The 12739-nt window shown below is 44.7% G+C and carries 12 protein-coding genes, 2 tRNA genes and 1 pseudogene; 7 read left to right on the top strand and 8 right to left on the bottom strand.

Features of this window, described 5'->3' with window-relative positions:
• Positions 1-39 precede the first annotated feature (39 nt).
• The 3 genes from ACO1B7_RS06025 to ACO1B7_RS06015 all read right to left on the bottom strand — a co-directional run bounded on the left by ACO1B7_RS06025 (position 40) and on the right by ACO1B7_RS06015 (position 1097).
• Positions 40-115: transfer RNA gene (locus ACO1B7_RS06025), tRNA-Thr, on the bottom strand.
• A gap of 204 nt (positions 116-319) precedes the next feature.
• Entirely contained in the window at positions 320-547 is a 228-nt protein-coding gene (locus tag ACO1B7_RS06020) for a hypothetical protein (RefSeq protein ID WP_004647282.1), read from the bottom strand.
• A 459-nt stretch (positions 548-1006) separates the two neighbouring features.
• Positions 1007-1097 (bottom strand) — tRNA-Ser (locus ACO1B7_RS06015).
• 122 nt (positions 1098-1219) lie between these two features.
• Here ACO1B7_RS06015 and ACO1B7_RS06010 point away from each other — a divergent pair.
• Positions 1220-3100, top strand: coding sequence for a potassium transporter Kup (locus tag ACO1B7_RS06010; protein WP_005105382.1), 1881 nt, complete (start codon positions 1220-1222; stop codon positions 3098-3100).
• A gap of 81 nt (positions 3101-3181) precedes the next feature.
• On the opposite strand, the pseudogene ACO1B7_RS06005 reads toward ACO1B7_RS06010, so the two are convergent.
• Positions 3182-3818 (bottom strand): annotated as a pseudogene (locus ACO1B7_RS06005) (hypothetical protein).
• Positions 3819-4082: 264 nt separating this feature from the next.
• On the opposite strand from ACO1B7_RS06005, the gene ACO1B7_RS06000 reads away from it, so the two are divergent.
• Together ACO1B7_RS06000 and ACO1B7_RS05995 are read left to right on the top strand one after the other, a co-directional pair.
• Positions 4083-5165, top strand: a complete 1083-nt coding sequence (locus ACO1B7_RS06000; RefSeq protein ID WP_423089904.1) for a DNA/RNA non-specific endonuclease — start codon at positions 4083-4085, stop codon at positions 5163-5165.
• Positions 5166-5244: 79 nt separating this feature from the next.
• Positions 5245-5490 carry a hypothetical protein gene (locus tag ACO1B7_RS05995; RefSeq protein WP_423089903.1) on the top strand — a complete coding sequence of 82 codons (246 nt, stop codon included), beginning with the start codon at positions 5245-5247 and terminating at the stop codon, positions 5488-5490.
• Between the two features lie 277 nt (positions 5491-5767).
• On the opposite strand, the gene ACO1B7_RS05990 is transcribed toward ACO1B7_RS05995, so the two are convergent.
• Positions 5768-6778 (bottom strand): AraC family transcriptional regulator, encoded by a 1011-nt coding sequence (locus tag ACO1B7_RS05990; RefSeq protein WP_423089902.1) that lies wholly within the window; start codon positions 6776-6778, stop codon positions 5768-5770.
• A gap of 213 nt (positions 6779-6991) precedes the next feature.
• Between ACO1B7_RS05990 and ACO1B7_RS05985 the strand changes: the two genes are divergently transcribed.
• On the top strand, positions 6992-7603 hold the full coding sequence (locus ACO1B7_RS05985; RefSeq protein ID WP_423089901.1) for a sterol desaturase family protein: 612 nt from the start codon (positions 6992-6994) through the stop codon (positions 7601-7603).
• Between the two features lie 316 nt (positions 7604-7919).
• On the opposite strand, the gene hisF is transcribed toward ACO1B7_RS05985, so the two are convergent.
• The gene (hisF, locus tag ACO1B7_RS05980; RefSeq protein ID WP_004647284.1) at positions 7920-8678 is read right to left on the bottom strand and encodes an imidazole glycerol phosphate synthase subunit HisF; all 759 of its coding nucleotides are present in this window, start codon (positions 8676-8678) and stop codon (positions 7920-7922) included.
• A 113-nt stretch (positions 8679-8791) separates the two neighbouring features.
• On the opposite strand from hisF, the gene ACO1B7_RS05975 reads away from it, so the two are divergent.
• From ACO1B7_RS05975 to ACO1B7_RS05965, 3 genes are read left to right on the top strand one after another with little or no spacing between them, the layout of a single operon-like run.
• Entirely contained in the window at positions 8792-9739 is a 948-nt protein-coding gene (locus ACO1B7_RS05975; protein WP_253146636.1) for a homoserine kinase, read from the top strand.
• 27 nt (positions 9740-9766) lie between these two features.
• The gene (locus tag ACO1B7_RS05970) at positions 9767-10393 is read left to right on the top strand and encodes a DUF1294 domain-containing protein (protein ID WP_005250407.1); all 627 of its coding nucleotides are present in this window, start codon (positions 9767-9769) and stop codon (positions 10391-10393) included.
• A 21-nt stretch (positions 10394-10414) separates the two neighbouring features.
• Positions 10415-10810 (top strand): DUF4870 family protein, encoded by a 396-nt coding sequence (locus ACO1B7_RS05965; protein ID WP_005105397.1) that lies wholly within the window; start codon positions 10415-10417, stop codon positions 10808-10810.
• A gap of 59 nt (positions 10811-10869) precedes the next feature.
• On the opposite strand, the gene ACO1B7_RS05960 is transcribed toward ACO1B7_RS05965, so the two are convergent.
• Together ACO1B7_RS05960 and hisA are read right to left on the bottom strand one after the other, a co-directional pair.
• Positions 10870-11799: a DMT family transporter gene (locus ACO1B7_RS05960; RefSeq protein WP_148334667.1), complete on the bottom strand. Its 930-nt coding sequence runs from the start codon at positions 11797-11799 to the stop codon at positions 10870-10872.
• A 65-nt stretch (positions 11800-11864) separates the two neighbouring features.
• Positions 11865-12599: a 1-(5-phosphoribosyl)-5-[(5-phosphoribosylamino)methylideneamino]imidazole-4-carboxamide isomerase gene (gene hisA, locus ACO1B7_RS05955; RefSeq protein ID WP_004729237.1), complete on the bottom strand. Its 735-nt coding sequence runs from the start codon at positions 12597-12599 to the stop codon at positions 11865-11867.
• Between the last annotated feature and the right edge of the window lie 140 nt (positions 12600-12739).

The raw sequence follows: 12739 nt of genomic DNA, 5'->3' as shown, positions 1-12739 counted from the left end.
AGAAACATCAAAGCCTCACTAAAAAGCGAGGCTAAGATATGGTGCCGGCACACGGATTCGAACTGTGGACCTACTGATTACAAGTCAGTTGCTCTACCAACTGAGCTATGCCGGCATGGTGGAGTGCATTTTACAGATTTTTTTGGGTCACGCAAGCCAAAAAATAACCGTTTAAACTGTTTCGGCAGGATTTGTTTATTTTGACCGAATGGATGAAAAGTTCTGTTTTTGATTATGTGCAAAGAAATGGCCCATATGTGCAGATATGGGCGAGGGTGAAAGCATAGGATTTGCTATGGATATGAGTTGGTTATAAGGTTTATCTGTTTTTCAGGATGCGATCTAATTCTTGTGCACATTCCTCTAAAGTAAAGGCCATATCAAACTGCATTTGAGGTTTGAGTTCTTGAGCGAGGCTTCTCCACTGTTCGATGAGTCTCAAGGCTTTTTGAATTTTATGTTTATTGATGTCCTTGGCAATGGTTGGGGTATAACCGCCACGTTTTGCATTTTTAATCTGTTTGGCATAGTTTGCGCTGTTATTCATGTTCGCTCTCCGAATAGCAGTGTATCTATTTTTTAACTTCAAATTTGAATGGCCCGGTTCACTTGGTTATTTCTTTCTATCCTGTGGTTTTTATTCTCCTTTTAGTTGATTTATAAGCAACATAACATAGCTTTGATGACAATAAAATTAAGCTATTTCTGTGCCAGTTTTTTGTTTGAACACATAAATAAAAACCTGAAATGAATGGCGTACAAAAACTGCACAATTCATCAGTTTTTTGGCTGATGAAAAATGAAGATTTTTAAAAATAGAATTGAGCGTAAGTGTTGTGTTGCAAAAGATTTTTATGAAAGAGGATTGATATCAACTCAATGATTTGCATAAGACGATGGATAATAATATTTTAAGATCTAAGCAGATGATTTTTTTTGCTGATGGGATGATGGATAAAATTAAATATAAAAAAACCCGAATCATGTGATTCGGGTTTTTAAATTCTGGCGGTGAGAGAGGGATTCGAACCCTCGAAACGCTATAAACGTTTACACACTTTCCAGGCGTGCTCCTTCAGCCACTCGGACACCTCACCATAGGCCGAGGATAATAGCGAAAAAAACCAGCTGTGCCAAGCTGAAACAATTGATTTGCAGAAAAACTTTTAATGCGGTGCTATGATTCTCAAAAATGCTTGTTAAAAAACGAAGACAATATATGCAAAGCACTGCACAAAAGGCAGCTCTCCCGGTGATTACACTGGCTGCGCTTGGGGTCGTTTTCGGAGATATTGGTACCAGTCCGCTCTATGCACTGCGCCAATGCTTCCTCACCGCACATCTCGCCATTAGCGAAGCTTCTGTACTCGGTATCCTGTCCCTGATTTTCTGGTGCATGATGCTTACCATCAGCTTTAAATATGTCATGGTAATCATGCGTGCTGATAACAACGGCGAAGGCGGGATCATGTCACTACTGGCATTAAACCTGCGTACCACACGAATCTCTGATCAAAAGAAAATATTCCTGATCGCTTTGGGTTTTGTCGGCGCATCGCTATTTTTCGGTGACGGGATTATTACCCCAGCAATCTCCGTGCTATCAGCCATTGAAGGCCTGAGTATTGCCACGCCCATTTTCAATCAGTGGTTGGTGCCTTTATCGATAGGGATTCTGGCCGGACTGTTTATGGTACAGCGACACGGCACAGCCACGATGGGCAAATTTTTTGGGCCTTTAACCATGCTCTGGTTTTTGTCCATTGGCGGTTTTGGTTTGTGGAGCATTATCCAGACCCCATTTGTACTCTGGATGGTGAATCCCTACTGGGCCTATCATTTTGTAGTTGACCAGCCTTATGTGGCTTTTCTGACCATGGGGGCGGTGATTCTGACCATGACTGGGGGTGAAGCGATTTATGCCGATATGGGGCATTTTGGCCGTCTGCCGATTCGTCTGGCCTGGTTCATTATTGTCTTGCCCTGTTTATTATTGAATTATGCCGGGCAAGGCGCCTTGTTACTGCGTAGTCCTGAAGCACTGGCGAATCCTTTCTATATGCTGCTGCCAGACTGGGCTTTGTTCCCGATGATTGGACTGGCGACTGCGGCGGCGGTGATTGCCTCACAGGCGGTCATTACTGGCGTATTTTCTATGGTCAATCAGGCCATTCAACTGCGTTATTTACCGCGCCTGTCAGTCAAGCATACCTCTGCATTGGAACGCGGCCAGATTTATCTGCCTTTCATTAACTGGATGCTGTTTATCTCGGTGCTGATCCTGATTTTACTGTTTGAAAATAGTGCCAATCTGGCCAGTGCTTATGGCGTTGCGGTGACCATGACCATGCTCTGTGGCACCATTTTGATCTCGATTCTGGCTTATGGATTCTGGCGTTGGCCGGTCTGGAAAGTAGCGTTATTTGCTGTGCCATTCCTGGCACTGGATTTAGTCTTTGTGGCCTCAACGTCCTTGAAAATTGCTTCGGGTGGCTGGGTGCCGATTCTGATTGGCGCGGTACTGTTTACGATTCTCATGACCTGGAAAGATGGGCGTGCGTTGGTACTGAACCGGCTGGAACAGGATGCCTTGCCGATTGATCTGTTTATTAAAAGTATTTCGATGGGGGAAGGCACCAAGTTTGTGCCAGGCGATGCCATTTTCCTGACCGGTACACCAAATATTGTTCCGCATGCCATGTTGCATAATATTAAGCACAATAAGGTCTTGCATGAACGCAATATCATGCTGACAGTGATTACCCGGGATATTCCTTTTGTTGACAGGCAGGACCGGATTGAACTGGAAAAACTGAGTGAGCATTTTTACCGGGTGTTTATCTATTATGGTTTTAAGGATCAGCCGAATATTCCGGAAGCTTTACAACAGGCCTATGAGCAATGGGATTTTGAATATGACCTGATGCAGATCAGTTTCTTTATTTCACGTGAACGGATTATGCATACTGTGGGTGAGGGCATGGCACCGTGGCGGGAAAAGCTGTTTATTTCTATGCAGCGCAATACCAGTCCGGTCAGTGATTTCTATCAAATTCCACCCAACCGTGTGGTCGAGCTGGGCACCCAGATTCAGATGTAAATAAAATAAAAAGCATAAAAAAAAACCAGAGGCACACTCTGGTTTTTTTATGAGAGAAACAATAAATAAATGAGTTTCAGATTATTGCTCAAGTTCTACCGCAGCCGGCACTTCAGGTGCAGCATTCAAAGGTTCTTCCATCAGTACTGGCTCTGCATCAGATTGAGCTGCAATTTCAGTTTGTTCATTGCTCACATCTGCTTCAGTCACAGCCGCTTGTTGCTGTGCTTCAGGCATCGGTTGTTCTGAAGCAATAGCTGCTTGCTGTTGCTCTTCAGACATTGCTGGTACAGCTGCTTGTTGTTCTTCCAGTGCTGGTTGTTGAGGCATCGTCATAGACGTGCTTGCTTCTACTTCTGATTCCATGGCTGGTTCAACCAGATTGGCCGGCACCTCTGATTCATTCATGCCTGGTTCTGTGACAGGCGGTTGAGGGGAAACAGTGCCTGAGTTTGGTGCCTGAGTCATTGTTGGATCATTGGGCATCGGTGCTTGTGTGTTTGGCATGGTTGGTTGCGGTACTGCTGCACGCGGATCGACCAGAGTTCACCAAGCTTTCTAAAGAGGCTTCCTGACCATTCACCTTGGTACTAATTTTAGCTTTAGACAAGCTTTCAAGTGTTTCACCTGGTTGAACTGGTGGCTCAGCAAATGCAGCTACGCTGATCACACTTGTGAATAATCCTAAACCTAATGCTTTAGAGAGTTTGGAATTCATGATTGACACCATTGCTAATAATTGTACGAATTGAGATAGGCCGTTAGCTTTACACACTCAATCTACTGAGCCAAACAAAGCTACGCAAACACCGAGAAACCTCATTTAAAAAGAAATAAAATTAGACAGTTTGTTACAACTGCCCGGGATTTTGGATACTTATTGTTTATTTAGTAAACGAATGGTAGAGCCAAGATATACTTCACTTATACAGCTTGTTAAGCTCGGTCAAAATCTGTATTGATCTAAAAAGTACGTGTAAGAATGGCCAAGAAGCAGCGTAAACCCAAGAACTCTTTTTTTCAGTTTTTAAATGATAATAGTATTAAAGTCATTCTGGGCGTGGTGGCTTCGAGTAGCTTCGCCATCGCTTTTGGCCAGGAAAAAATCAGTCAGTGGGTGTCACTATCCTCTTCCAGCAATTCTGCCTGTCTGAACCAGTTTTATCGTGATGTACCGCCATATTTGATAAAAGACAGTCTAAAAAAAGACAGTTATTCACTGTGTTTTAATGGCTTTAATGTCGGTTATTCCGGGGTATCTAAAACGCCACTTTGGGTTGCAGAAGCCTTAACGCCAGCACGCTTAAGCCAGAAAATTCCCCGTGAAGATAATTTTCATGAAGAAGATCGGGTCAGTGCGAAGCATCGTGCCACATTGGCGGATTATCGCGGTTCGGGTTATGACCGCGGTCATATGGCGCCGAATGCGGATATGCCTAACAAAGCCGCACAGTCTGACAGTTTTTCATTGGCCAATATGGTGCCGCAAGCGCCCAAGAATAATCAGCAGGTCTGGCGTGAGCTGGAAGAGGCCACCCGTGCTATTGTGACCAAGCAGAAACAGGATGTTTATGTGGTGACCGGGCCGGTCTTTGCCGGGAAGAAGCTGAAAACCATTGGCAATGGCGTGATTGTGCCGACCGCGGTCTATAAGGCGGTTTATATGCCGAAAACCGGTGCTATTGGTGCTTACTATGCACCGAATGACAATTCACTCAAAGTACGTATTGTCAGTGTCTGCTATCTGGAAGAACAGCTTGGAATTAACCTGTTCCCGCAGCTTACCGAAGAACAGAAACGCAATACCTATAAGCTGCCACTGACCGGAAATGCCGTAAAAGCCAACCAGAAAATTGAATACTCTAATTGGGATGCAGAAAGCCAGTGTGCCGAAGAGGTTTCTGAAGAAAACCTGCAGGCACTGCAACGCGAGTTTAAGTCTTCCGGTTCAAGCAGTTCGGCCTCTTCAGCGACTGGCGGTGCGATAGACAATGCTACGCAAGATGCTATCGTGAAACAGCTGATTGATGCCTTGTTGCAATATATTTTGCAGCTTTTGAAATAAGCTTGCTGAAAAAACCGGGATTCGGGTAGCATCGACATCAGACATTCATGGAAAAATAACAAAGACAGGTGAAGAGGATATGTTTAAAGCGTTTGAAAATGGCAGTGAATCCCATGCCATTCATGATCTGACTTTGGAAAATGATCTGGACTGCATCAGCCTGTATGGCAACTTGCAAATCACCAAGGATCAGCAGGGGCTTAAGGCGGCCAAAGCCTTGCAGGCTTTTCTGAATGATGTGGTACAACAACTTGAAAACACGCCGGACTTGCCAGAAAAAATTCAGCGTGATGATATGGATGAAATTGAAAATCCATTTTTATAAGCGTTTTTAAACGCGATGATCTGCATGTTCCATGTAAAACATGCAGAAAAACAGAATCTAGAAATCATGGCTTTTTAGAGGGTTTTTATTAAAAAGCCTAATTTTTTTGCTCCCGCAATATCTCCAAACACCAACCAGAACGTGCCGAGTAATTCGGCAAGATATCTATCCATATTTTAAGTCCTTATTTTTATATTTATCATCAGATCATAGGGGCAAGGGATTTAAATCATCAACGCTGCTTGAAGCCCATCTATCAAACCAACATGCTGGTGGTTTAAGCAGCTGACATATTCTGTTGGCGCCACTGCTGCGGCGTCAGTCGGGTCCATTGCTTAAACGCACGCTGAAATGCACTCTGTTCAGAATAACCGAGTAACATTGCGGTTTCTTGCAAGCTCAAGTGTGGATCTTTCAGGTATTGCATGGCCATCATGCAGCGGATTTCCTGCATCCGTTGCTGGTAGGTTTTGCCCTGTTTCTGCAAATGGCGTTGTAACTGACGCACGGAAAAATTCATCTGCTCGGCAATATGTTCAATCTGGAACAGTTTTTTTTGCAGGCCAATCAGAATCGCCTGCTGTAATTTCTGGTCAATCTGGGTGGAATTGGGGAATTGCTCCAGTAAAGCTTCCGCTTGTTGCTTGAGCAGCTTCTGTAAGGTCTGATCTCCCTGTTTTAAGGGCGTAGACAGTTCGCTGACAGGCAGCAAGACTTGGTTCTTGGCTTGGCCGAAACGAACCTTACAGCGAAAATACTGTTCATACAGCGCAATATTTTTAGGTGCTAGATGCTGAAAATGTACTTCGTACAGATGCAGATGATGGCTATCCAGAATATTTGATTTCATGAATTCAGTCATCAGCGCAATTGCGATTTCATCGGTCAATTGAGTATTGAGCTGAAACGGGACTTCGATCCAGCCAATCGAAAAATAATTGCCTTCTCCCTGAACCTGTAGCGGGCTGCCATCATAAATCAGGCGATGATAATCATGATAGCGCATGAAGGCTTCACCCAAGGTCTCACTTGAGAGTGCCAGATAGCCAATAATACCAAGGTGTTTAGCTTCAACCAGTTGGGCGATTTCCAGGCCTAAAGCTGGTCGTTGCAGCTGTTGATCAAGTGTTGTTAACAGATCACGCCATAGAGCGAAATCAAAGCGTTCCAGATTTTGAATGGCCAATAATTTCTCAGGGACTTCAAGCTGTTTCAACTGATAATAGTCCAAAAGTAAATGTCCTAAACCACCGTATACTGAACCTACGTAGTTTTTTAGAACCAGCATTTTTAATTCTTTTATTTTGTCGTATTTTGTCAATCATATTGAATATTTTGGTCAATATCTAGTCTTTTATTTAGCCTATATTAAAAATAGACCAAGAGGTAAAAGATTAGACCTCTTGCGAAAGTATCGTTTTACCTAATTTTTGAATTGGCTAAAACCTTATAAAATGTAGCTTTGGGCTGTTTAAATTTTGACTAACGCAAGAAGTCTATTATGTGGAAAGGTTTTCTGGCAGGACTTGTCGTCGCAAATGGATTTGAATGGTTTGCGCATAAATATGTATTGCATGGTGTTCACCGGCCGGGAAAGAGCCGTTATAGTCCGGTACCCGAGAGTATGCGCTCACACTGGGAGCATCACCGGATTGTGCGAAAAACGGAATTTTCCGATTTCGGCTATGTAGAGGTACTGGACAACTGGCGTACCCGCAATGAAATTGTCTCACTGGCAGTGGTCGCGACCGTCTTTGGACTCAGTTTTTATCCCTTCTCCAAAGGCATGTCACTGGCTACCCTGTATAGTGCAGGCAACTATTATTATTTACATCGCCGGGCGCATCTGGAGCCGGAATGGGCTAAAAAGACACTGCCTTGGCATTATGATCACCATATGAATAGCAATCAGGATGCCAACTGGTGCGTGACCAAGCCCTGGTTTGACTATCTGCTCGGTACCCGGGTGATTTCCTCGGCAGATTTGCAGGAACAGAATCCTTTAGGTTTGAGCTTGCCTGCACCGATCTCGAAAAAACTGAACCGCTGGGCAGAGCAATATTTTCCGGTTAAATCGGCCGATGCTTCCTCTAAAATAGCGAAAAATACGTAATGAAGCAGTTAAATACGCAGGTTATGGAGTAAACAGGGCTTTGTCGTGATTTGTCAATAAAATACGATTGTATTGTCAATATTGTCCTGTGGATTTCACTTATATTTGCTCCTGTCGGTGAGCAAAGCCTCATACTGATAATGTTTCTGGGTGTAATGAGTTATTTTGAATACCAAGTGCTGTAGTCTTATCTTGGTTTTATAAGGAGTCGAAAGACTCCTTTTTTTGTCCCGTATTTGCTATGTTGTTTTATTTAAGGCATAAAAAAAGAGTGTTTATAAAAACACTCTTTAATTAAATCATCATCTAAAACGGCTTAGAGGCGCATTTCAATGCCTTGGGCTGCCATATAGGCTTTTGCTTCCGGAATGGTGTGCTGGCCAAAATGGAAAATTGAAGCTGCCAGTACCGCATCGGCACCACCATGAATAATGCCGTCCGCCAAATGCTGTAAATTACCCACACCGCCAGAAGCAATCGTCGGTACCGTGACGCGGTCATTGATGGCACGCATCAGGGCAATGTCATAACCGGCTTTGGTGCCATCGGCATCCATCGAAGTAATCAGTAACTCACCTGCGCCGAAGTCAGCCATTTTCACAGCCCATTCAATCGCATCAATCCCGGTTTCTTTACGGCCACCGTGGGTGAAAATTTCCCATTTATGGTCACCGGTTTTTTTGGCATCAATTGCAACCACGATACACTGCGCGCCAAAGCGTTGAGATGCTTCCTGCACAAACTCAGGATTATAAATCGCAGCCGAGTTGATGCTGACTTTGTCTGCACCGGCATTGAGTAATAGACGGATATCTTCGACTTTACGGACACCACCACCGACAGTCAGGGGTACAAAAACCGATTCGGCCATGCGTTCTACGGTACGGTAAGTGGTATCGCGTCCATGATGTGTAGCGGTAATATCAAGGAAAGTAATTTCATCGGCACCTTGTTCATTATAACGGCGTGCCACTTCGACCGGGTCACCCGCATCACGAATATCAAGGAACTGGACACCCTTGACCACGCGGCCGTTATCCACGTCCAGACAAGGAATAATACGTTTAGCTAGCATAAATTTTTCCAATTATTACAGCCGATTATGAAACTCACCCACGCAAGCGCTACACCTTGGCAGATGGAAACGGTATTCTAGCAAAATTATGTAAGTTTTTTCGCAGGTTTTCTATGTCGGTTTATACCACTTTGACTTTAAAGGAAGTTCAGGATTTTGCAGCGCCTTATGGTTTAAAGGCGATTGATCTGATTCCCATTCAAGGCGGTATTCAAAATACCAACTATTTTTTAGTCTGCGAAGACCAGCAATATGTGCTGACGGTATTTGAAGATATGGATGAACAGGCGGCAGGTGAACTGGTTCCTGTACTGGAACATCTGGGGCAGGCCGGATTAGCCGTTCCGGTGCCGTTATCGCATTCAGGTAAAGCCATTCATAGCATTAAAGATAAACCGGCACAGATTGCGCCGCGCCTGATGGGTGAACATCCGATGCCATCGACCGTTGCGCAAGTTGAAGCGATTGCCGTGGCACAGGCGAAAATGCATGTGGCATTGAAAGATTTCAAACTCGAACGTAATTTTGTCCGTGATCATGCCTATTGGCTGGCCGTTTCTCAAGAAATCAAACCGAGTTTAAGTCCGGCCGATAAAGTTTTACTTGGTAAATTACTAGGCTTATATGACGCGTTGACGGCGGTATATCCGGATCGTCCACGCGGTTTTATTCATTCGGATCTATTCCGTGACAATACCTTATTTGAAGGCGATCAGCTGAATGGCATTCTGGATTTTTATGAGCTGAATAAAGATGAGTGGTTGTTTGATATCGCCATTACGTTAAATGACTTCTGTACCGAATATCCTGACGTAATCTTAAACGAAGAAAAAGCGATTGCCTTTTTAAATGCCTATGAAACGATTCGTTCTTTAACCAGTGATGAACGCGCCTGTCTGGAATTGTATCTGGCCATGGCGGCAGGACGGTTCTGGATGATGCGCCTGCAGGTGGCTCAGCGTAATGCAGCATTAGGCCGGACGGGCGAAGATATTTTGCAAAAAAATCCGGATGAAATGCGTAATATGCTGATTGAACGCTTAAAATTCGTCACCGCTTAAACAATCAAATCAAAAGGGATAGGGGATATGCGCGATCAGGGACGTTTGGTGGAATGGTTTGATGAACAAGGCTATGGTTTCATTCAGCCCAGTGACCCAGCCAAAGATCGTGTATTTCTGCATATCAAGGATTTTGCCAAGCCTGGCCCACGGCCAATCGTGGGCTGTGCGCTGGATTATCTGGTCGTTCTGGATGAACGCGGTCGTTATCGCGCACAGCATGTGATGTACCTGAAAGCAGCTCAAGCCAAAAGTCTGCAAGCAAAATTCAAACCGTCCAAGCCACAGCAGACACAGAAATTACAGCCGATGCAGATTGCCTGTGTACTCTATATTCTCTTTCTGGTGGTTTTGACCTTGGGTGGTTTACTGAGTGGATTGGTGTTGTTACTGGTCAGTCTGATGAATGCGCTCAGCTACTGGCTCTATGCGCAAGACAAGGAAGCAGCACAGTTGGGTAATCGCCGTATTCCGGAAAATACCCTGCATCTGGTGGCCTTCTTAGGCGGCTGGCCGGCAGCCTGGCTGGCACAGCAGAAATTACGGCATAAAACACAAAAACAACCTTTCCGGCAGATATATTTTTGTACCATAGCCTTTAACATCATTTTAATTATATGGCTGATTTCCCCATTGAATAGTTTAAATATCTAGGGGGAAGTACTAGGAGGGGACGTGAACTATTCCATTGATAAAGATTCAAACCGCACACTGACTTTTGCACTGTACATTTTATATATTGTGGCCATTTTTAGTGCTGGCCTGCTGGCTGTCGTGGCGTTGATCATTAACTATGTGAAACGGCGCGATGTGCGCGGTTCCATCTTTGAAAGCCATTTTACCTGGCAGATCCGCAGTTTCTGGTGGTATCTGTTCTGGAATATCGTCGCCTTTATTCCATTTTTCTTTTTGTTCTTTACCGGCGAAGATCCTGACCTGTTTGCAGGGGTCGCATTTGGTGCATCCGCTTTCTGTTTAGTGGTGGTGGTTTTGGCCTGGATCTGGATTGTGTATCGGGCAATTCGCGGCATCATGCGCTTAAATGACAATAGACCGATGTATAGCAAATAATTTTAGCCGTATTTCCTTAGAGAAAAAAATCCCCCTTTTTTAAGGGGGATTTAGCGGAATTAAGAAAGATCTTGCTTTAATTCTTCTGTGGGTTCTTTTCTTAAAAACTTTGGTTTCCATTCACTGGCAATCACGCCAAGCACCACCATCAATCCACCTAATAATGTCAGTGATGGTAAGCGTTCTCCGGCCAGACGGCCAAACAGGGCTGCCCATACCGGTTCGCCGGCATAGATAATTGCTGCCTGTGATGGATCGACCATGCGCTGCGCCCAGTTCATCACCAGTTGAATCAAGGCACTGGCAATGCCCAAACCGACTAAAATCCCTGCCAGATGCCAGTGAAATTCAGGTAACTGAGATTCACCTAACACGGGTGCAATTATAAAGCAGAATAAGGATGCAAAAATCAGTTGCAGCACCGTGACCCGGCGTACATTCACCTGCTCGGCGAAATGGCTGATAAAAATAATCTCCAGTGCAATCGCGATGGAACCGAGCAACGTCAGGGTTTGCCCGAAACTGAGCTGAATTGCAGCAAAGCCATTGCCTGTCAAAAACACCAGACCGATAAAGGCAAACAGCGCTCCGATCCAGGTCATGACATGCGGTTTTTTACGGAACATGAGCCAGAGCAGGATCGGAACCAGTGGAACATATAAGGCGGTTAAAAAAGCCGACTCACTGCTGCTAATGGTCTGCAAGCCCACAGTTTGGGTGCCGTAACCGATGGCGATCATGATCCCAATCACTGCGCCAGCGAACACCTCTTTCAGGTTCATGCCTTTTAGCGACTTCAGTGAAATCAGGGTGACGGCAAGCGCTGCCGCAGCAAAACGCAGGCCGACAAACATAATCGGACTACTAAAATTTAGCCCGTATTGCACAGTAATAAAACTGCCGCCCCAGATAATGGTGATCAGGATCAGGGCGAGTTGCGGCGCTTTCACCATCCAGCCGGAGTGATTTTTGGAAATAAGTGTAGACATGCCAGGAGATCAGAAAATTAAAAAATAAAAAAGAGGTCCGAAGACCTCTTTTACAGCAAGCTTAATTATAACGCCTGTTGCTCATCTAGCAACAACTGTGCTTCACGCAAGCTTAATGTACCTTCGTAAATCGCACGGCCGGTAATTGCACCTAAAATACCCGGTTGGTCTTTCAGGTTACGTACATCATCCAGATTGGTCACCCCACCAGATGCAATCACAGGCAAACCTGAGTATTGTGCCAGATTCACGGTTTGCTCAATATTCACACCCTGCATCATGCCATCACGCGCGATATCCGTATATACAATGCTCGATACGCCAGCATCGGCAAAACGTTTCGCCAGGTCAGTAGCCTTGACATCAGTCACATTGGCCCAGCCATCTGTTGCCACCATGCCATTCATGGCATCAATACCAACAATAATGTGGCCAGCAAACTTTTGACATGCTTCTTCAACAAATTCAGGATCCTGAACTGCTTTGGTGCCAATGATCACAAAAGAAACACCGGCTTGCAGATAATGCTCGATGGTTTCCAGAGAACGGATACCGCCACCAATCTGGATCGGCAAGTCAGGCTGGGATTTGACAATGGCTTCAACCACTGGCTTATGGATTGGTGTACCTGCGAAAGCACCGTTTAAATCTACTAAATGCAAGCGGCGAGCGCCTTCATTTACCCAATGCTGTGCTGTTGCGACCGGATCGTCTGAAAATACGGTATCGTCTTCCATACGACCTTGCTTTAAACGGACACATTTGCCATCTTTCAGGTCAATTGCAGGGATGATCAGCATGCTTTCGCTCCTTGCTTAATCTTTAGAATGAATTTGAGTGAGTTCATCTTAGCAAATAAAGTCGAAATTTCTAACTCTTAAACGGTATGAATAAAGAAAACCTGTGCGTAGACAGGTAGCAGGGAGATCATTTATTTTAA

Origin of the sequence: Acinetobacter lwoffii (assembly GCF_049367455.1) — a bacterium.
GTDB classification, from domain to species: domain Bacteria; phylum Pseudomonadota; class Gammaproteobacteria; order Pseudomonadales; family Moraxellaceae; genus Acinetobacter; species Acinetobacter lwoffii_W.
Note: the sequence above shows the minus strand (reverse complement) of the source record. Positions and strands in the feature narration are given on the sequence as shown.